The organism is Burkholderia theae, from assembly GCF_048565265.1.
Taxonomy (GTDB): domain Bacteria; phylum Pseudomonadota; class Gammaproteobacteria; order Burkholderiales; family Burkholderiaceae; genus Burkholderia; species Burkholderia theae.
On record NZ_CP183463.1, the window covers coordinates 472,615 to 491,267 of the forward strand.

16 protein-coding genes and 1 pseudogene are annotated in these 18,653 nt (G+C 67.7%); 3 read left to right on the forward strand and 14 right to left on the reverse strand.

Going from position 1 to position 18,653, the window contains the following annotated elements:
* The first annotated feature begins 259 nt into the window (after positions 1–259).
* Positions 260–1,189, forward strand: coding sequence for a LysR family transcriptional regulator (locus tag ACN22W_RS34875; RefSeq protein WP_419690582.1), 930 nt, complete (start codon positions 260–262; stop codon positions 1,187–1,189).
* Positions 1,190–1,294: 105 nt separating this feature from the next.
* Here ACN22W_RS34875 and ACN22W_RS34880 read toward each other — a convergent pair.
* The 7 genes and pseudogenes from ACN22W_RS34880 to xylA all read right to left on the reverse strand — a co-directional run.
* Positions 1,295–1,418 (reverse strand): annotated as a pseudogene (locus ACN22W_RS34880) (IS5/IS1182 family transposase); the annotation flags it as partial.
* A 165-nt stretch (positions 1,419–1,583) separates the two neighbouring features.
* Entirely contained in the window at positions 1,584–1,913 is a 330-nt protein-coding gene (locus ACN22W_RS34885) for a hypothetical protein (protein ID WP_419690583.1), read from the reverse strand.
* Positions 1,914–1,948: 35 nt separating this feature from the next.
* Positions 1,949–3,160: a sugar ABC transporter permease gene (locus tag ACN22W_RS34890; RefSeq protein ID WP_419690584.1), complete on the reverse strand. Its 1,212-nt coding sequence runs from the start codon at positions 3,158–3,160 to the stop codon at positions 1,949–1,951.
* On the reverse strand, positions 3,157–4,716 hold the full coding sequence (gene xylG / locus ACN22W_RS34895; protein WP_193102542.1) for a D-xylose ABC transporter ATP-binding protein: 1,560 nt from the start codon (positions 4,714–4,716) through the stop codon (positions 3,157–3,159). Before xylG ends, ACN22W_RS34890 begins: the two co-directional genes overlap by 4 nt.
* Positions 4,717–4,776: 60 nt before the next feature.
* A complete protein-coding gene (xylF, locus tag ACN22W_RS34900; protein WP_419690585.1) occupies positions 4,777–5,805 on the reverse strand; it encodes a D-xylose ABC transporter substrate-binding protein in 1,029 nt (342 codons plus the stop codon).
* A 92-nt stretch (positions 5,806–5,897) separates the two neighbouring features.
* On the reverse strand, positions 5,898–7,388 hold the full coding sequence (gene xylB, locus ACN22W_RS34905; protein WP_419690586.1) for a xylulokinase: 1,491 nt from the start codon (positions 7,386–7,388) through the stop codon (positions 5,898–5,900).
* A 4-nt stretch (positions 7,389–7,392) separates the two neighbouring features.
* Entirely contained in the window at positions 7,393–8,715 is a 1,323-nt protein-coding gene (xylA, locus tag ACN22W_RS34910; RefSeq protein ID WP_419690587.1) for a xylose isomerase, read from the reverse strand.
* Positions 8,716–8,988: 273 nt separating this feature from the next.
* On the opposite strand from xylA, the gene ACN22W_RS34915 reads away from it, so the two are divergent.
* The gene (locus ACN22W_RS34915; RefSeq protein ID WP_419690588.1) at positions 8,989–10,182 is read left to right on the forward strand and encodes a XylR family transcriptional regulator; all 1,194 of its coding nucleotides are present in this window, start codon (positions 8,989–8,991) and stop codon (positions 10,180–10,182) included.
* Between the two features lie 27 nt (positions 10,183–10,209).
* Entirely contained in the window at positions 10,210–11,298 is a 1,089-nt protein-coding gene (locus ACN22W_RS34920) for an aldose epimerase family protein (RefSeq protein WP_419690589.1), read from the forward strand.
* Between the two features lie 97 nt (positions 11,299–11,395).
* On the opposite strand, the gene yjfF is transcribed toward ACN22W_RS34920, so the two are convergent.
* The 7 genes from yjfF to ACN22W_RS34955 all read right to left on the reverse strand — a co-directional run bounded on the left by yjfF (position 11,396) and on the right by ACN22W_RS34955 (position 18,570).
* The gene (gene yjfF / locus ACN22W_RS34925) at positions 11,396–12,484 is read right to left on the reverse strand and encodes a galactofuranose ABC transporter, permease protein YjfF (RefSeq protein WP_419690590.1); all 1,089 of its coding nucleotides are present in this window, start codon (positions 12,482–12,484) and stop codon (positions 11,396–11,398) included.
* Positions 12,481–13,521 (reverse strand): ABC transporter permease, encoded by a 1,041-nt coding sequence (locus tag ACN22W_RS34930; protein WP_419690591.1) that lies wholly within the window; start codon positions 13,519–13,521, stop codon positions 12,481–12,483. Before ACN22W_RS34930 ends, yjfF begins: the two co-directional genes overlap by 4 nt.
* Positions 13,518–15,032, reverse strand: a complete 1,515-nt coding sequence (locus ACN22W_RS34935) for a sugar ABC transporter ATP-binding protein (RefSeq protein WP_419690592.1) — start codon at positions 15,030–15,032, stop codon at positions 13,518–13,520. The genes ACN22W_RS34930 and ACN22W_RS34935 overlap by 4 nt, the downstream gene beginning before the upstream one ends.
* A gap of 61 nt (positions 15,033–15,093) precedes the next feature.
* Positions 15,094–16,056 (reverse strand): ABC transporter substrate-binding protein, encoded by a 963-nt coding sequence (locus tag ACN22W_RS34940; RefSeq protein WP_419690593.1) that lies wholly within the window; start codon positions 16,054–16,056, stop codon positions 15,094–15,096.
* 428 nt (positions 16,057–16,484) lie between these two features.
* Complete coding sequence (locus tag ACN22W_RS34945) at positions 16,485–17,330, reverse strand: pirin family protein (RefSeq protein ID WP_193102533.1); 846 nt, start codon at positions 17,328–17,330, stop codon at positions 16,485–16,487.
* Between the two features lie 36 nt (positions 17,331–17,366).
* A complete protein-coding gene (locus tag ACN22W_RS34950; protein ID WP_419690594.1) occupies positions 17,367–17,972 on the reverse strand; it encodes an FMN-dependent NADH-azoreductase in 606 nt (201 codons plus the stop codon).
* A 19-nt stretch (positions 17,973–17,991) separates the two neighbouring features.
* Positions 17,992–18,570 (reverse strand): YceI family protein, encoded by a 579-nt coding sequence (locus ACN22W_RS34955; protein ID WP_129518350.1) that lies wholly within the window; start codon positions 18,568–18,570, stop codon positions 17,992–17,994.
* Positions 18,571–18,653 lie beyond the last annotated feature (83 nt).

The following is an 18,653-nucleotide window of genomic DNA, read 5'->3' on the forward strand; positions in this document are numbered from 1 at the left end:
GCAGTATGGGATCCGATGCCTTGTTTGAAAATTGCCAAAAATGCTTAAAGTCATTACATTTTGGCATAGGCTTGCCTGGTTGCGGGATGAGCCTATTCCGCCCGGAGGCCTTACCAGTCAAGGCTGTCCGCGGTCATCACCGACTCTCCGGCAGCCGCAGTGAGCGTACACGGAGATCCCTTTCAGGGAAGACACCTAGCGCTGGACAACTCGGGATCTTGTTCGATCCCTTTAACCCCTTTCAATCTGGTTCGCCGCGATGAGTTTCAATCTGCAGCAGTTGATGATGTTCACCACGATCGTTTCCGCGGGTAGCCTGGGACGAGCCGCGACCATGCTGGACATGACCCAGCCAGCGCTGAGCAGATCGATCAAGCGACTTGAGGAGTCCGTAGGGGCGCCGCTTTTCGAGCGCCACACCAAAGGGATGCAGCTGACCGCGCTGGGTGAAGCGTTGATGCCGCATGCCATGTTGCTGCAAAGGGAAGCCGAACAGGCGCGCGAGGAACTGGACGCGATGCGCGGCCTGGCGAAAGGCGTCATCAAGGTTGGCGCGGTGGGCAGCATAGCGAGCCTCGTCTTGCCGATGGCCATCGCGTGTGTGCTCGAGAAATGGCCCAATCTGCGCGTCGAGGTGATTGAAGGCGTGTGGGATCGCCTCGTCGAAGGCTTGCTCACTTACGAAATCGACCTGGCGCTTTGCACATCGGGAATCGAAACCGAGGATGTCGCCGCGCTCTCCGATTGTTCATGGACCGACAGGAGTTACGTGGTCGCGGCGACCGATCATCCATTGCGCTCGAAGCGCAGTCTTCGACTCGACGACACGTTGACACAACGGTGGGCACTCACGCCCAAGGGAACCGGACCTTATGCCCATATGCAAGAAACCTTCGAAGCCCGGGGTCTCCCCATGCCGGCCATTGCAGTCGAGACCCGTTCGGTAACCGTGCTCAAAAGCCTTGTAGCACGATGTGGCTTTGTCTCATGGATGGCCGAACCGATGTACGACACCGAAAGCAAGGCTGGCGTCATCGACGCTCTGAATATTGAAGGCCTGGATGCGCAACGCACTTTAACCGCGTTCAGGCGCCGGCGCGGCACTCTGCCAGCACCCGCCGTCAAACTGCTGGACGAATTGCGTCGTCTGACGGGATCTTTGCGCCAAGAAAGGCAAATCCGGTCTTGACGGCCGTGGAATGACTCGTGTCCAGGACACCCATCGCTCACGATCCCGAAGAAACAGCCTCACGAAGACAACCCGCCACGACTCGACATGGATCTGCAGGATCAGTGCATCGCCTGCTTGGCCAGGCGACAGCGCGAACCGTTGTGGCTGTTCGAGCATCCGCGGCAACCCTATGAATCTTGGTTGTCCATCCTCCGCGGGACTTGTCGATGGCTTGGAGTCCATTCTTTATCGAGTGATCGGCAATGTGTTCGCCGATCGGGCGTGTCGATCCAGATCGATGCGGCAACCGATCGACCGGAGACAATCATGCGAGGAAAGGAAGCGGTAGCGTTCGAGCTGGATTCGCGCGACAGCGTCGACGACGAACGGCGCCTGCCAGGCCCCTCGTGCGTCAGCGCGCGCCGACGCGGGTGGCCTCGTTCATCGCGTCGCCGCATCGCTCAGCGCGCTCGACGACACGCGCCAGCCGAATGATGTCGGTCAGCGCGAAATCGTTCGCGTCGGGCCTCGGCTGGTTGCGCTCGTCCGCCACGCGCATCGCGAACGCGAGCGCTTCGGAGCGCTCGCGCAGCAGCGCGCGCAACGCATCCGCGATGACGCGGCGGTCGCGCGGATCGCCCAGGCCGAGCACCGGCGCGTAGCCGTGTTCGACGTCCGGCTTCGCGAGCAGCGCGGCCGCCAGCGCGGAGATACCGGGCATGGGAACCGGGTTCCGTTTCATGACTTCCTCTCGTTGACCGCCGCCCGGGCGCCGCGTCACCGCCGGTTCGACCGCGACACCACGTCGATCCACACCGCCAGCACCAGCACCGCGCCCTTGACGATCATCTGCCAGTACGCGTCGACGTCCAGCATCGACATGCCATTGTCGAGGCTCGCCATCACAAGCGCGCCGATCAGCGCGCCGTAGACGGTGCCCGACCCGCCGCGCATCGACGTGCCTCCGATGAAGCATGCGGCGATCGCGTCGAGTTCGCCCATCGTGCCCGCCGACGGCGAGCCGGCCGCGAGCCGCGCGGTGTTCACGATGCCGGCGAACGCGCACATCAGCCCCATCAGCGCGAAGATCGCGAGCTTCACGCGATCGGTATCGACGCCCGACAGCCGCGTTGCCTCGAGATTCGAGCCGACCGCATAGATGCGCCGGCCGAACACGGTCTGCGTCGCGATCCACGAGAAGACGCCGAGCAACGCGAGCAGCAGCAGCACCGGCACCGGAATGCCGCCGTAGCGGTCGAGCGTCGCGACGAACGCGAACAGCACCGCACCCGCGCCCGCGATCTTCACGGCGTCCTGCCACACCGGCGCGACCGCGAGCCGGTAGCGGCGCCGCGTGCCGCGCTGTCGCACGACCAGCAGCACGACGAGCGCGAACAGCAACAGTGCGAGGCCGTCCCCCGCCATGCGCGGCAGATAGCCCTGCCCGAGGAACACGAAGCCGTCCGACACGGGCGCGATCGTCGAGCCGCCCGTCACGCCGAGCAGGATCCCGCGAAACGCGAGCATCCCGCCCAGCCCGACGATGAACGACGGCACGCGCCGGTAGGTCGACCACCAGCCGTTGAAGAGCCCGACCAGCACGCCGAGCGCGAGCACGGTCGGCACCGTCGCGGCAAGCGGCCAGTGGCGGTTCACGTCGAGAATCGCCGCGACACCGCCGAGCAGCCCGAGCAGCGAACCGACCGACAGGTCGATCTCGCCCGCGATGATTACGAACACCATCCCGCACGCGAGCATGCCGGTGATCGACATCTGCCGCAGCAGGTTCGACACGTTGCGCGGCGTGACGAACGCGCCGTCGGTCAGCACCGAGAAGAACGCCCAGATCGCCACGACCGCGAACAGCAGCGCAAGCACCTTGTAGCGCACGAAAATCTGGCGAAGCGGACGGCCAGTTGGACGGCCGGTCGGACGGCGCGTGTCGGCGTCCGGCGTCGCGGCGGTAGAGGAGGAAAGTTCGGAATTCATGTCGTGCTCGTTGCGGTGGGTTCGGTCGGCAGCCGGCCGGGTTTCAGCGCGGCGCCAAGAATCTGTTCCTGCGTCAGACCGTCGTTGACGAAATCGCCGCGCAGTTCGCCTTCGCCGATCACCAATACGCGATCGGCGAGCCCGAGCACCTCGGGCATTTCCGACGACACGACGATCAGCGCGACACCACGCTTCGCGAGCGCGAACACGAGCCGGTAGATCTCGGCCTTCGCGCCCACGTCGACGCCGCGCGTCGGCTCGTCGAGAATCAGCACCTGCGGCTCGGCCAGCAGCATCTTCGCGAGCACCGCCTTCTGCTGATTGCCGCCGGACAGGCTCGAGATCGGCAGGAACGGGTGCGCGGCGCGCACCGACAGCCGCTGCATCTCGGTGCGGATCGCGTCCAGCTCGGCGGCCGCGTCGATCCGCCCGCGCGCCGCGAAGCGCCGCAGCACCGCCAGCGTGATGTTGTGGCCGACGCCGAGCTGCGGCACGATGCCGTGGCGCTTGCGATCCTCGGGCACCATCGCGATGCCGGCGCGGATCGCGTCGGCAGGCGAGCGGATCGTGAGCGGCCGGCCGTTCATCAGCACGGTCGCCGTGCACGCGCCCGGATACGCGCCGAAGATCGCCTGCATCAGCTCGGTGCGGCCCGCGCCGACGAGCCCGGCGACGCCGAGAATCTCGCCACGCCGCACGCTGAACGACACGTCGTCGACCCGCTTGCGGCGCGGGTTCGTCATGTCGCGACAGGTCACGTGGCGCGCCTCCAGCACGACGTCGCCGATCTCGTGCGGCTCGCGCGGATACAGGTCGCGGATCTCGCGGCCGACCATCATCGCGATGATCCGGTCGGTCGTCAGCGCACGCATCGGTTCGGTCGCGACATGGCGGCCATCGCGGATCACGGTCACCGTGTCGCACACGGCCTCGACCTCGTCGAGCTTGTGCGAGATGTACACGCACGCGACGCCGCGACGCTTCAGGTCGCGCACGATATCAAGCAGGATCCGCGTCTCCGCGGCGCTCAGCGACGACGACGGCTCGTCGAGGATCAGCAGCTTCGCGCGCTTGTTCAGCGCCTTCGCGATCTCGATCAGTTGCTGGTGCCCGCCGCCGTAGTTCATCACCGGCTGCGCGACGTTGATCGAGTCGATCCGCAACTCGTGCAGCAGTGCCTCGGCACGCTGGACCATCGCCGCGTAGTGCATGCGCCCGCCCGGCAGCGTGATCTCGTTGCCGAGGAAGATGTTCTCGGCGACCGACAGTTCGGGCACGAGCATCAGTTCCTGGTGGATGATCACGATGCCCGCGCGCTCGGTGTCGCGCACGCCGGACGCGACGAGCGGCGCGCCTTCCCAGCGGATCTCGCCGTCCCACGTACCGTGCGGATAAACGCCCGACAACACCTTCATCAGCGTTGATTTGCCCGCGCCGTTCTCGCCGCACAGCCCCACGCACTCGCCCGGCCGCACCATCAGGTCGATGCCGTCGAGCGCTTTCACGCCGTCGAAATCCTTGACGATGCCGCGCATCGTCAGCAAGGGTTCGGTCATACGCTCATGCCTCGCAGTATGCGCGCGGACGCCCCGGTGGGCCGCCCGCGCGCCGCGCCGTTACTGGCTCGCCAGCTGCGCCTGGGTATAGAAGCCGTCCTTCACGACGATGTCGACGTTGCGCTTGGTCAGCAGCGTCGGCTGCAGCAGCACCGTGTCGACCTTCTTCCTGCCGTTGTCGTATTGCGCGTTGAACGCGGGCTTCGTGCCCTTCGCGAGGTCCACCGCGAGCTTGGCCGCTTCGCTCGCGATCAGCTTCAGCGGCTTGTAGACGGTCATCGTCTGCGTGCCGGCGATCACGCGCTTGACCGCCGCGAGGTCCGCATCCTGCCCGGACACCGGCACCTTGCCGGCCAGATGCTGCGCGGCGAGCGCCTGGATCGCGCCGCCCGCGGTGCCGTCGTTCGACGCGACGATCGCATCGATCTTGTTGTTGTTCGCGGTCAGCGCATCCTCGACGATCCGCAGCGCGGTCGACGCGCTCCATTCAGGCACCCACTGCTGGCCGACGAGCTTGATGTCGCCGCGATCGATCGCCGGCTTCAGCACCTTCAGCTGTCCTTCGCGCAGCATCTTCGCGTTGTTGTCGGTCGGCGCGCCGCCGAGCAGGAAATAGTTGCCCTTCGGCTTCGCGTCGTAGACACCCTGCGCCTGCAGCTCGCCGACCTTCTCGTTGTCGAACGAGATATACGCATCGACGTCGGCGTCCAGGATCAGCCGGTCGTACGACACCACCTTGATGCCCGCCTTGCGCGCTTCGGCGACGACGTTGCCGAGCGTCTTCGAATTGAACGGCACGATCACGATCACGTCCACGCCGCGCGAGATCAGGTTCTCGATCTGCGAGATCTGCCGCGCCTCGCTCGCGTCCGCGGACTGCACGGACACTTTCGCGCCGAGCTGCGTGGCGGCGGCCACGAAATAGTCGCGGTCGCGCGACCAGCGCTCGACGCGCAGGTCGTCGATGCAGAAGCCGATTTCCGGCTTGTCCTTGCTCGCATGCGCGAGCGGCGCGCCAAGCGTGAGAGCCGCCAACGTAGCGGCGCCTGCCAGCGCACTCAATACGGTACGACGCGTTACGGATTTCATGTCTCCACTCCTGTCTTTATTGGACTACTACACGAACGCGGGGCAGCCACCGAAGCAGCTCGCCCATCGTCTTGCCACCGCACGGCACGGCTTCATGCGGCGTGACCCGCGCCCGCCGCAAACACCGGTTCGAGCGCGCGATACAGCGCGCGAAACGTCGGCCGCCTCACGTCGCGATACCACGCGTGGCGCGCCATGTCGGGTTCGCGCACGGCCACCACGGGCGGCTGCGGGCACACCGCGTCGAGCGGCGCATCCGGTTCGAGCGCGAGATGCGCGAGCCGCGCGGCACCGAGCGCCGGCCCGACTTCGCCGCCCGCGCGCAAGGTCAGCGCGCGGCCGCTCAGGTCGGCGAGCATCTGTGTCCAGTACGCGCTGCGCGAACCGCCGCCGATCACCGTGATGCCGTCGGGTGCGAGCCCGGCCGCATGCAGCGCGTCGATCCCGTCGAGCAGCGCGAAGCCGACGCCCTCGAGCGTCGCGTTCGCGAGATCCGCGCGCTGCGTGTCGGGCGTCAGCCCGTAGAACACGCCTTTCGCATTCACGTCGTTGTGCGGCGTGCGCTCGCCGCTCAGATAAGGCAGGAACCACGGACGATCCGCGCGCGCGTTCGCCTCGGCGTCGGCGAGCAGCGTCGCGACGCCGTCGTAGCCGGCCAGTTGCGCGGTGAAATCGATGCAGCCGGCCGCATTCAGCATCACCGACATCAGGTGCCAGGTGCGCGGCAATGCGTGACAGAAGCTGTGGACCGCCGATTCCGGATTCGCGCGAAAACCGTCCGACACCGCGAAATAAACGCCCGACGTGCCGAGCGACAGCAGCGCATCGCCGGGCCGCACGATGCCGACACCGACCGCACCGGCCGCGTTGTCGCCGCCGCCCGCGACGACCGGAATGTCGCGCAGCCCCAGCGCACGCGCGACCGCCGGCTGCAGCGTGCCGGTGATGCGGTTGCCCTCGAACACGGCGGGCACCTGCGCGCGCGACAGCCCGCACGCGGCGAGCAGCGTGTCGTCGTAGTCGCGCTTCGCGACATCGAGCCACAGCGTGCCGGCGGCATCCGACGGATCGGTCGCGAACACGCCGGTCAGCCGGTAGCGCAGATAGTCCTTCGGCAACAGCACGTGGGCGATGCGCGCGAACACGTCCGGCTCGTGCCGGCGCACCCACAGCAGCTTCGGCGCGGTGAAACCCGGCATCGCGAGGTTGCCGGCGACGGCGCGCAGCGTGGGCGCCAGCCGCTCGAGCTCCGCGCACTCGGCGTCCGCGCGACCGTCGTTCCACAGGATCGCGGGGCGCAGCACGTCGCCGCGTGCATCGAGCAGCGTCGCGCCGTGCATCTGCCCGGTCAGGCCGAGCGCGTCGACGTCGCGCGGATCGATGCCGGCCGCGCGCGCGTCGGCGACGAGCGCCGCCAGCGCGCCGCACGCCGCGTCCCACCAATCGCGCGGCGCCTGTTCGGACCAGCGCGGCCGCGGCCGGCTCACCGCCAGCGGCCGGCTCGCGCTGGCGCGCACCGCCCCGTCGCGGTCGAGCAGCACGGCCTTCACGCCCGACGTGCCGAGATCGAGTCCGATAACCATGGTGTCAGCGCAGCCCGTAGATCGCCTGGTTCACGATGTTCTCGAGCCGCTCCTGCGCGCCGCTTGCATGCTGCGGGTTCACGCCGCGCGCCAGCGCGTCGGCGGCGAGCGACTCCAGCGTGTAGCCGCCCGACAGGATCTCGCGGCCGAATGCACTGTCCCACTGCGCGTAGCGCTGCCGGCGCAGCGCGTCGAGCCGGTCGTTCTCGACCAGCACGGCCGCGCGCTCGACGGCCAGCGCGAGCACGTCGATCGCGCCGACATGGCCGTAGAACAGGTCTTCCGGATCGACGCTCTGGCGCCGCACCTTCGCGTCGAAGTTCATGCCGCCGGTGGTAAAGCCGCCATGGCGCAGGATCTCGTAGAACGCGAGGGTCAGCTCCTCGACGCTGTTCGGGAACTGGTCGGTATCCCAGCCGTTCTGCGCATCGCCGCGATTCGCATCGACGCTGCCGAACACATCGAGCGCGAACGCGTTCGCGATCTCGTGATGAAACGAGTGACCGGCGAGCGTCGCGTGGTTCGCTTCGATATTCACGCGGATCTCGTTCTGCAATCCGTATTGCGTGAGGAAACCGTGCACGGTCGCGACGTCGTAGTCGTACTGGTGCTTGGTCGGCTCCTGCGGCTTGGGCTCGATCAGCAGCGCGCCGTTGAAGCCGATCCGGTGCTTGTGCTCGACGACCATCGACAGGAAGCGGGCGAACTGCTCGCGCTCGCGCACGAGATCGGTATTGAGCAGCGTCTCGTACCCTTCGCGGCCGCCCCACAGCACGTAGTTCTCGCCGCCGAGCCGATGCGTCGCATCGAGCGCGTGGCGCACCTGGGTGGCCGCCCACGCGAATACGTCGGGGTTCGGGTTGGTCGCCGCGCCCGCCGCGAAGCGCGGATGCGAGAACAGGTTCGCGGTGCCCCACAGCAGCCGGACGCCCGTCGCCTGTTGACGCTCGCCCAGGTAGTCGGTCATCCGCGCGAAGTGCTCGACGTACTCGCGCAGGCTATCGCCCTCCGGCGACACGTCGGTGTCGTGGAACGTATAGAACGGCGTGCCGAGCTTCGTGAAGAATTCGAATGCCGCATCGGCCTTCTGCCGCGCCCGCTCGAGCGGGTCGCCCGGCTGCTGCCACGGCCGTCGGAACGCGCCCTGGCCGAAGATGTCGTGGCCGGGCCACACGAACGTGTGCCAGTAGCACACCGCGATCCGCAGGTGTTCCTCGAGCGTCTTGCCGAGCACCTGCTTCGTGCGGTCGTAATACCGGTAGGCCAACGGATTGTCCGACTGCGGACCTTCGTAGCGAATCGCGGGAATATGTTCGAAATACGACATGGCGTCTCCGTCCGGTTTCTTGTTGCAGTGCGGCGCGCATCGCGGTGGCGTGCGAGCCGAATTCGATCTGGCTGGATCGTGCCCGCACGCCCCGGCACCCGCAATTGCGAAATTGCGCAGCACGCTTAACGTTTCTTGCCAGTGCGCTGCGCACGGCACGTGTTCCGTCCTACAATCGCCGGACACCAGACAGATCAGACAGCCGCGCGGCCTGGCCCGCGCGCCCGGAGACAACGACGCGACGCCATGGTCGGCGCGCGCTTCGAGACCGAGATGAATCGCGCCCCTTCCACCCAGACGCCGCACCGCATCGCGCTGCTGTTCAACGCCAACAAGGTCTACGACCGCGAGATCATCAGCGGCATCGGCCAGTACCTGCGCTCGACGCGTGTGGTCTGGGACCTGTTCCTCGAAGACGACTTCCGCTGCCGGCTCGCCGGCATCGAGCGCTTCGACGGCGACGGCATCATCGCGGACTTCGACGATCCGGCCGTCGCCGACGCGCTTGCCGGCTCGCCGCTGCCGATCGTCGCGGTCGGCTCGTCGTACGAGGATCCCGCGCAGTATCCGGACGACGTGCCGTATATCGCGACCGACAACGCAAAGCTCGTGTCGCTCGCGTACACGCACCTGATCGGCGCCGGGCTGCCACACTTCGCGATGTACAGCCTGCCGGTCGCGCAGGAGAACCGCTGGGCGCAGCAGCGAGAACGCGCGTTCGAGCGGCTCTCGCACGCGGACGGCGCCGATGCGGCGATCTACCGCGGGCTGTCGACGAGCGCGTCGGGGTGGAACCACGCGATCGAGCAGCTGATCGGCTGGCTGCATGCGCTGCCGAAGCCTGTCGGCGTCATCGCGGTGACCGACGCGCGCGCGCGGCACCTGCTGCAGGCGTGCCTGATCGCCGGCCTCGCGGTGCCGGAACAGGTCGCGATCATCGGCATCGACAACGACCCGCTCACACGCACGCTCACGCGCATTCCGCTGTCGTCCGTGATCCAGGGCACCGAGGAAATGGGCCGTACCGCCGCGCACCTGCTGCACCAGATGCTGCGCGGCGCGCGTTTTCCCGACCGGCGGATTCTCGTGCCGCCCGTCGGGATCAACGTGCTCGAATCGACCCGCCACCAGCCGCTCACGAGTCCGTACGTGATGCGCGCACGCCACTTCATTCGCCAGTACGCGTGCCAAGGCATCAAGACCGAGCAGGTGGCGGACTACGTCGGCGTGTCGCGCTCGCTGCTCGAAGAGCACTTCCGGCGCGAACTGCAGCGCACCGTGCACCAGGAAATCCTGCGCCACAAACTCGAAGCGGCGCAGACGCTGCTCGCGGGCAGGCAGGCGTCGAGCGCCGAAGTCGCGATCCGCTGCGGGTTCACGTCGCTCCAATACATGTACGCGGTGTTCCGGCGCGAGCTGGGCTGCACACCGCGCGAATACCAGGAACGCGCGGTCGCCGCGCACTGAAGCTCGCCGTTCACCTCGAATCCACCCATGCACATCGATACCGATTCCCCCCGCCTGACGCCCGGCGTCGCCCGCGTGTCCTCCGAGCCGTGGGGCACGCTGCCCGACGGCGAACCGGTGCGGCGCTACACGCTGCGCAACGCGCACGGGATGCGCGTCGTCGTCAGCGACCTCGGCGCGACCGTCGTGTCGTGGCTCGCGCCCGACCGCACCGGACGCTTCGCCGATATCGTGCTCGCGCACGACACGCCCGCGGAATACCTCGAATCGGGTGTCTACCTCGGCGCGACGATCGGCCGCTGGGCGAACCGGATCGCCGGCGCGCGCTTCACGCTCGACGGGGTCGACTACCTGCTCGATCGCAACGAGAACGGCAACCTGCTGCACGGCGGCGCGAGCGGCTTTCACCGCCAGCGCTGGGAAGTCGTCGACGACTGCGGCGGGCTGACGCTGCGGCTCGATTCGCCGGAAGGCGACGCGGGTTTTCCGGGCAACGTGAGCGTGCTGGTTCGCTACACGCTCGACGACGACGGCACGCTGACGATCGACTACACCGGCGTCACCGACGCGCGCACGCCGCTGAACCTGACGAATCACAGCTATTTCAACCTCAGCGGCCGCGCGGGCAGCGACGTGCGCGGCCACGTGCTGAGCATCGACGCCGACGCGTTCCTCGAAGTCGACGACGCGCTGATCCCGACCGGCACCGCCGACGTGACCGGCACGGCCTTCGATTTTCGGCAGAGCGCGCCGCTCGGCGCACGCCTCGACTGGCCGCATGCGCAACTCGCGCGGGCGCGCGGCTTCGATCACTGCTTCGTGCTGCGCGACGGCGCGCGCGCGGTCCGGCCCGTCGCCGGCATCTACGATCCGGAAAGCGGCCGCGAGCTGATCGTGTCGACCGATCAGCGCGGCCTGCAACTCTATACGGGCAACTATCTCGACGACGTGCGCGTGAGCGGCGGCACGCGTTGCGCGCGACATGCGGCGTTGTGCGTCGAAGCCGGCGGCTTTCCGGATCAGGTCAACATGGCCTGCCTGTGCGACGACGTCATCCTGCAGCCGGGCAACGTCTATCGGCAGACCACGCTGTACCGCGTAGCCGTTCGCGCGTAACGCGCGCGCCGGCCGCCTTCGACAGGCACCCGCGGCAAGCACCGGTCGCGCCGCTGCGCCGTCGTTCGGCACGGCGCAGCGCGCGTCGTGCGATCCACTACACGCGCCGCATCGTCGATACGAGTGCCGCGTCCTCGCCCGGCTCGGCCGGCCGCACGCGCGCGGTGTCGCGCTTCGGTCGTTGCGGGTCGAGCCCCGTGCCACCGGTGCGCCGCCGCGCCGCATGCCGCTCGATGACCCGCTGCAGCACGCAGAACACGCACAGCAGCGCGCCGATCACGATCCGCGTCCACCACGAGCTCAACGTGCCGTCGAACGTGATCAGCACCTGGATCGTGCCGAGGATGCCGACCCCGAACACCGAGCCGATCACGTAACCCACGCCGCCCGTGAGCAGCGTGCCGCCGATCACGGTCGCGGCGATCGCGTCGAGTTCCATCCCTTGCGCCTGCAGCCCGTAGCCCGACAGCACGTACAGCGTGAACACCACGCCGCCGAGCGCCGAACACAGCCCGCTCAACGCATAGACGCCGATCTTCGTGCGCGCGACCGGCAGCCCCATCAGCAGCGCCGAGCGTTCGTTGCCGCCGATCGCGTACACGTTGCGCCCGAAGCGCGTGAAATGCGCGACGTAGATCGCGACGGCCAGCGTCGCGAGCGCGACCAGCGCGCCCGCGCTCAGCGTGCCGCCGCCGACCGGCACGCTGATGCCCGCGATCGCATGAAACGTCGGCTCGTTGATCGTGATCGACTGCGTCGTGATCAGGAAACACGCGCCGCGTGCGAGAAACATCCCGGCCAGCGTGACGATGAACGGCTGCAGCCGGAAGTAATGGATCAGCGCGCCCATCGCCGCGCCGTACAGCGCGCCGAACGCCAGCACCAGCGGCACGATCACCCACACGGGCCAGTGCAGCCGCTCGGCGCCGACCGCGCAGAATATCGTTGTCAGTGCAACGACCGAGCCAACCGACAGGTCGATGCCGCCCGACACGATCACAAACGTCATCCCGATCGCGACGATCAGCAGGAACGCGTTGTCGACGAACAGCCCGGTCAGCACCTGCATCGAGAAGAATCCCGTGTACATCACGGACCCGAAACCGAACAGCGCGGCGAACAGCACGATCGTCACGACGATCGGCAGCGTGCGCGGGTCGGCGAGCCGGCCAAGGAATCGGTTCATCGCGGTGTCGCTCCGGGGGTGGCGCGCGAACGCGCGGAAGGCAGCAGCCGCGACGCGTGCCGGACGACGAGCGCACGCGCCGCGTCCGACTGGATCAGCGTCACGACGATCACGACGACCGCCTTGACGACCAGCGTCGCCTCCGGCGGCACGCCGATCGAATAGGTCGTGTAGGTCAAGGTCTGGATGATCAGCGCGCCGAGCACCGAACCGGCGAGACTGAAGCGGCCGCCGAGCAGCGACGTGCCGCCGAGCGTCACCGCGAGGATCGCGTCGAGTTCGAGCAGCAGCCCCGCGTTGTTGCCGTCGGCGCTGCGCACGTTCGAGCTCGCGAGGATGCCGGCGAGCGCCGACATCACGCCGGAACACAGATACACGCCGAACACGACCGCGCCCGAGCGCAGCCCGACGAGCCGCGTCGCGACCGGGTTCACGCCGATCGCGCGGATGAACAGCCCGAGCGCCGTGCGGTTCACCAGCAGCACGGTCGCGGCGATCGTCGCGACCGCGATCCACACCGAGCACGGCACCGTCGCCAGATACCCGCCGCCGAGCGCGAGGTAGCCGGGCGCGCCGATCGGAATGATCTGGCCGCCCGTCAGCAGCTGCGCGACGCCGCGCCCGGCCACCATCAGGATCAGCGTCGCGATGATCGGCTGCATCCCGACGAACGCGACCAGCAGGCCATTCCATGCGCCCGCGAGCAGCCCGACACCGAGCGCCGCGGCCAGCGCCACGCCGACCCGCGACGGGTCCGCATCGAGCACGATTGCCGCGGCCGCACCGGCGATCGCGACGATCGCGCCGACCGAGATGTCGATCCCGCGCGTCGCGATCACGAGCGTCATGCCGAGCGACACGATCACGAGCGGTGCCGCGCGGTTCAGGATGTCGATCGGCGCGCCGAACAGGTGGCCGTCGAGCAGTGAAATCGCCAGGAAGCCCGGACGATGCGCGACGTCGAGCGCGAACAGCAGCGCGAGCGTCAGCACCGGCCACGCGAGCGGATGACGAAACAGCGTGCGCACACGCATCATGACTGGCCTCCCGCGATCAGCCGGTAAACCTGCTCTTCGGACGCGTCGGCACCGGTCAGTTCGGCGACCTTGCGCCGGTCGCGCAGCACCGCGATCCGGTGGCTCACGCGCACGACCTCGCCGATCTCCGACGAGATGAACAGGATCGCGAGCCCGGTCGCGCACAGCGCGAGCACGCGCTCCATGATGTCGAACTTCGCGGCGACGTCGATGCCGCGGGTCGGCTCGTCGAGAATCAGCAGCTTCGGATCGGTCGCGAGCCAGCGCGCGAGCAGCACCTTCTGCTGGTTGCCGCCCGACAGCAGCCCGATCGGCTGCTCCGCGTCGCGCGCCTTGATGCCGAGCCGCGCGATATACGTGTCGGCGATCTCGCGCTGACGCGCGCGCCCGATCAGCCGCCACCAGCCGCGCCGCGCCTGCAGCGCGAGAATGATGTTCTCGCGGATCGACAGCGCGGCGACGATGCCCTCCTTCTTGCGGTCTTCCGGGCAATACGCGATCCCGTGCCGGACCGCATCATGCGGCGACGCGAGCCGCTTGCGCGTGCCGTCGATCTCGATCGCGCCGGTGTCGGTGCGCTCCGCGGCGAACGCGAGTTGCGCGGTTTCGGTGCGCCCCGAGCCGAGCAGCCCGGCCAGCCCGACGATCTCGCCGGGCCGCACGTCGAGATCGAGCGGACTCATCATCCCGCGCCGACCGACCTGCTGCAGCGACAGGAACGGCGCGGCCGTGCCGGCGGTCCGCTCGACCGCGGCGGCACCCGCCTGCAGCGTGTCCGACATGCGTTCGCGGCCCGTCATCTTCGCGACCAGCGTGTCGACCGGCAGGTCGCGCGCCAGATATTCGCCTTCGCGCTCGCCATTGCGCATCACGGTGATCCGGTCGGACACCGCGTAGGTCTGTTCAAGGAAATGCGTGACGAACAGGATCGCGATGCCCGACGCCTTCAGCCGGCGCAGCACGTCGAACAGCCGCGCGACCTCGCCGTCGTCGAGGCTCGACGTCGGTTCGTCGAGAATCAGCACACGCGCATCGACCGACACCGCGCGCGCGATCGCGACCATCTGCTGCACCGCGATCGGATACGCGTCGAGCGAGCGCGTGACGTCGAGCGACAGGTCGAGTTCGGCCAGTGCGGCGCGCGCCCGTGCATGGATCGCGTTCCAGTCGATCGCGCCGCGCCGCATCGGCTGCCGGCCCGCGAAGATGTTCTCCGCGACCGACAGGTTCGCGCACAGGTTCACTTCCTGATAGAGCGTCTGGATCCCGGCCGCCTCGGCCTCGCGCGGCGCGGCGAAGCGCACCACCTCGCCGCCGACGCGAATCTCGCCCGCATCGTGCGCATGCACGCCGGTGAGCACGTTGATCAGCGTCGACTTGCCCGCGCCGTTCTGGCCCATCAGCGCGTGGATCTCGCCCGGAAACAGCCGGAAGCTCACGCGCTGCAGCGCGCTGACGCCCGGAAACGACTTGTCGATGTCGATCATCTCGACCACCGGCGGATTCGTCATCAACCCTCCATCGAAGCGGTTGCCGGCGGCGGCTGCGACGCCGCCGCCCATGCGGGCCAGGTCAGTATTTGCGGGTCGGCATCACCTGCGCCGCGACGCTCATCGGGAACACGGTCTCGTTCGTCACGATGCGCTTGGGCAACTGCTTGCCGGCGACGACGTCCTTCACCGCGCTCATCAGTTGCGGGCCGAGCAGCGGACTGCATTCGACGTCGACGTTGATCTTGCCGGCGACCATCGCCTGGAAGCCGCCCTTGGTCGCATCGAACGACACGACGCTCACGTCCTTGCCGGGCTTGATGCCGGCCTCTTCCATCGCCTGGATCGCGCCGAGCGCCATGTCGTCGTTGTGCGCATAGACGACGTTGATCTGCTTGCCGTAGGTCTTCGCGAACGCTTCCATCACCTGCTTGCCGCCGGCGAGCGTGAAGTCGCCGCTCTGCGACGCGATCACCTTGAATTTCGGATTGTTCTTGATCACTTCGAGCAGGCCCGCGCGGCGATCGTTGGCCGGCGCCGAGCCGACCGTGCCCTGCAGCTCGACGATGTTGATCGGGCCCGCGTCGTTCTTGTAGTGCTCTTCCATCCAGTGGCCGGCACGCCGCCCTTCCTCGAGGAAGTCCGAGCCGATCATCGTCACGTACAGCGACGGATCCTTCACGTCGACGCCGCGGTCGGTCAGGATCACCGGGATGTGCGCGGCCTTCGCCTCGGTCAGCACCGGCTCCCAGCCCGATTCGACGACCGGCGAGAACGCGATCACGTCGACCTTCTGCGCGATGAACGAGCGGATCGCACGGATCTGGTTCTCCTGCTTCTGCTGCGCGTCCGAGAATTTCAGGTTGATGCCGGCGTCCTTCGCCGCGCCCTTCACCGACACGGTGTTCGCGGTGCGCCACGCGCTCTCCGCGCCTACTTGCGAGAACCCGAGCGTGATCGGCTTTTGCTGGGCGAACGCGCTCGGCGCCAGTACCGTCGCCGCGGCGACGATCGCACCGGCCGCCAGCTTCCTGATGAATGTCATGGTCCGTCTCCGATGATGTCGTTGTATGCCGCGGCGCTGTTCTGGTTCTGCTTGGCGCGGACGCGGTTCGGGGCGGCGCTGGCCGGTGCGTCCGGCCGGCCCGGTCTGCATGCCCCGCATCAGTCTAGGAACAAGTCCGATAACCTTCCAATGAAATCTTGGACGGGAGCGATATCCGAACCGGCATACGTATAAACACTAATGCGCGGGGAAGCCCGGCGTGGCGGCAACGCCGGGCGCGCCGCGTCACGATTCCGTGAGCGGAGTCCCGGTGGGCGGCGACAGAAAGGGAGATTGGGGTCTGCTTCAGATTCAGAGGAGGCGGCGGACGGCACGATCATCGGCATGCCCGGGCACAGCACGACGAGAGCAAGCCAGCGCTTGCCCTCGTCGATACCCTGCGTCGTCATGAAACGGCTTCTGCCGGATCAGCGCAACGCACCCTTGGCGCGCAGTTCGTGGCCGATGCGCACGATTTCACGCTCGCCCTCCACCAGCGCGGCCGCGCTCGTGTGCACCGAGTAGTTGCCCAGATGGAGATCGTGCGGATGCGGGATGGCCGTACCCACCACGAAGCGCACGTCGGTCACCGCGTCGAATTCGATCGCGGCGTCGGACGGGTCGAACACCGCCAGCTCGCCCTGCCCGACCGGGTCCGGCGTAAGCAGGCTGCCATCCATCACGGCCGTCCAGCCGACCCGCGCGCCCTGCTGCGGCTGGCAGGTCCAGCGCTCGCCGGCCTTGAGGGTCACGACGAAGTAGTTGATGCCCGGCGGCGCATCGATCGGGCTGACCGCGTCGCCGCTGCGGCCGAGCAGCACGCGTGCCGGGCCGTCCGACGGGATGTCGTCGATCGACAGGTGCTGGCTGAACGCCGGCGCCAGCTCGCGCCCGGGCGGCAGCGCGACCCACAACTGGAACGCCTTGACCGGTGGCACGACGGTGCCTGTGTGCCAGACGCCGCGCCCGGCGCTCATCCATTCGATGTCGCCCGCCTCCATCGTGCCTGCGTGGCCGGTGGATTCGGCATACGTGCCGCGTCCGTCGATCGCGAGCGTCAGCGTCGCGATCCCCGAATGCGGATGCCAGCCGAAGGCCGGCTGCCCCAGCGGCGCCTGCGTATCGATCAGGTCGAGAAAGACGAACGGCTTGATCATCTCGCCGACGTCGGACGGGCTCGCCATCCGCACGACCGGCCCGTGCGCGTGGCCGCGCGTACGGAACACGACGTGACGCTCGGCGACGGCGACTGCGGGTTGCGTGGCATTCGACATGGTGGTTCTCCAGTAGCTGGTATCCGGCGCGTTGCGTCAGGCCGCGAGCGCAGCCGCCGCTTCCTTCGCCGATGCGATGGCGCCGCTGCGCTTGTCCTGCCCCATCGCCACGCCTTCCGCGCGAATGAACGTGATGTCCGTGATGCCGAGGAAGCCGAACGCCGCTTTCAGATAGGTTTCCTGATGATCGAACGCGGCCGTCGGCGAGCCCTCGCTGTACACGCCGCCGCGCGACGACGCGACGACCAGCTTCTTGCCGACGCACAGACCGATCGGCCCGTTCTCGCCGTAGCGGAACGTCTTGCCGGCGACGGAGATGCGGTCGATCCACGCCTTCAGCTGCGACGCAATACCGAAGTTGTACATCGGTGCGCCGACGACCACGATGTCGGCCGCGAGAAATTCGTCGAGCGCGCGCTGGCCGATCTCGACGTCCGCCTTCAGCGCGTCGTCGATCGGCGCGCCTTGCGCGGCGGCGAGATGGTCGGCCGTCAGATGGCCGATCGGCGTGGCGGCGAGATCGAGGCGCGTCACCGTGAGGCCCGGGTTGCGGCCACGGAAAGTCGCGACGGCTTCCGCCGACAGTTCACGGCTGACCGAGCCTTGGCCGAGGATGCTGGAATCGATATGCAGCAGTTTCATGAGGGTTCTCCGAAAGGGCTTATTGCTTGAGGGCTTCGGCCGTGATCAGCAGGCGCGTCTTCATGCTGAAGCCGTACGTCTTGCCGAAATCGACGCCGAACTCGCTGCGATCGAACTCGCCCACCGCATCGACGCCGCACACTTCGCGCTTGAGCATCGGATGCGGCATGCACTTGAACGAATCGATCTTCAGCGTCAGCGGCCGCGTCACGCCATGCATCGTGAGATTGCCGACGACCGTCGCCGGCTTGTCGCCGTTGAACGTGATCGCACCCTTGTAGGTCGCGTCCGGGAACTTCGACGCATCGAAGAACTGGTTCGATTGCAGGTCCTGGTCGAGCTTCGTGCTGCCTGTATGCACCGACGCAATGGCGGTCGTCACTTCGACGGTGCCCGTCTTGGCCGCGCGGTCGAGCGTCACGGTGCCGCTCGATTTGTCGAACTTGCCGCGCCAGACCGACAGGCCGCCGATGTGATCGGCCTCGAAGCTCGGGTACGTATGGTCCGGATCGAGCTGGTACGTCGACGCGGCCGCGAATGCGGAAAACGACAGCGATGCGGCGAGTGCGCCTGCCACGATCGTCAGATGCTTGTTCAATTCAATCTCCTTGGGACGTCAGGTGTTCGTCGGTAGCGTGATACGAGTATGGAGACTGAAGCTGCTTTACACTAGACGGATAA

Excerpts from the sequence above, each read along its gene's own strand:
- ACN22W_RS34930 (WP_419690591.1), bottom strand. The coding sequence starts at position 13,521 with ATGATGCGTGTGCGCACGCTGTTTCGTCATCCGCTCGCGTGGCCGGTG.
- ACN22W_RS34890 (WP_419690584.1), bottom strand. The coding sequence starts at position 3,160 with ATGAATTCCGAACTTTCCTCCTCTACCGCCGCGACGCCGGACGCCGAC.
- yjfF (WP_419690590.1), bottom strand. The coding sequence starts at position 12,484 with ATGAACCGATTCCTTGGCCGGCTCGCCGACCCGCGCACGCTGCCGATC.
- xylG (WP_193102542.1), bottom strand. The coding sequence starts at position 4,716 with ATGACCGAACCCTTGCTGACGATGCGCGGCATCGTCAAGGATTTCGAC.
- ACN22W_RS34945 (WP_193102533.1), bottom strand. The coding sequence starts at position 17,330 with ATGTCGAATGCCACGCAACCCGCAGTCGCCGTCGCCGAGCGTCACGTC.
- ACN22W_RS34885 (WP_419690583.1), bottom strand. The coding sequence starts at position 1,913 with ATGAAACGGAACCCGGTTCCCATGCCCGGTATCTCCGCGCTGGCGGCC.
- xylB (WP_419690586.1), bottom strand. The coding sequence starts at position 7,388 with ATGGTTATCGGACTCGATCTCGGCACGTCGGGCGTGAAGGCCGTGCTG.
- xylF (WP_419690585.1), bottom strand. The coding sequence starts at position 5,805 with ATGAAATCCGTAACGCGTCGTACCGTATTGAGTGCGCTGGCAGGCGCC.
- ACN22W_RS34950 (WP_419690594.1), bottom strand. The coding sequence starts at position 17,972 with ATGAAACTGCTGCATATCGATTCCAGCATCCTCGGCCAAGGCTCGGTC.
- xylA (WP_419690587.1), bottom strand. The coding sequence starts at position 8,715 with ATGTCGTATTTCGAACATATTCCCGCGATTCGCTACGAAGGTCCGCAG.
- ACN22W_RS34920 (WP_419690589.1), top strand. The coding sequence starts at position 10,210 with ATGCACATCGATACCGATTCCCCCCGCCTGACGCCCGGCGTCGCCCGC.
- ACN22W_RS34915 (WP_419690588.1), top strand. The coding sequence starts at position 8,989 with ATGAATCGCGCCCCTTCCACCCAGACGCCGCACCGCATCGCGCTGCTG.
- ACN22W_RS34935 (WP_419690592.1), bottom strand. The coding sequence starts at position 15,032 with ATGACGAATCCGCCGGTGGTCGAGATGATCGACATCGACAAGTCGTTT.
- ACN22W_RS34940 (WP_419690593.1), bottom strand. The coding sequence starts at position 16,056 with ATGACATTCATCAGGAAGCTGGCGGCCGGTGCGATCGTCGCCGCGGCG.
- ACN22W_RS34875 (WP_419690582.1), top strand. The coding sequence starts at position 260 with ATGAGTTTCAATCTGCAGCAGTTGATGATGTTCACCACGATCGTTTCC.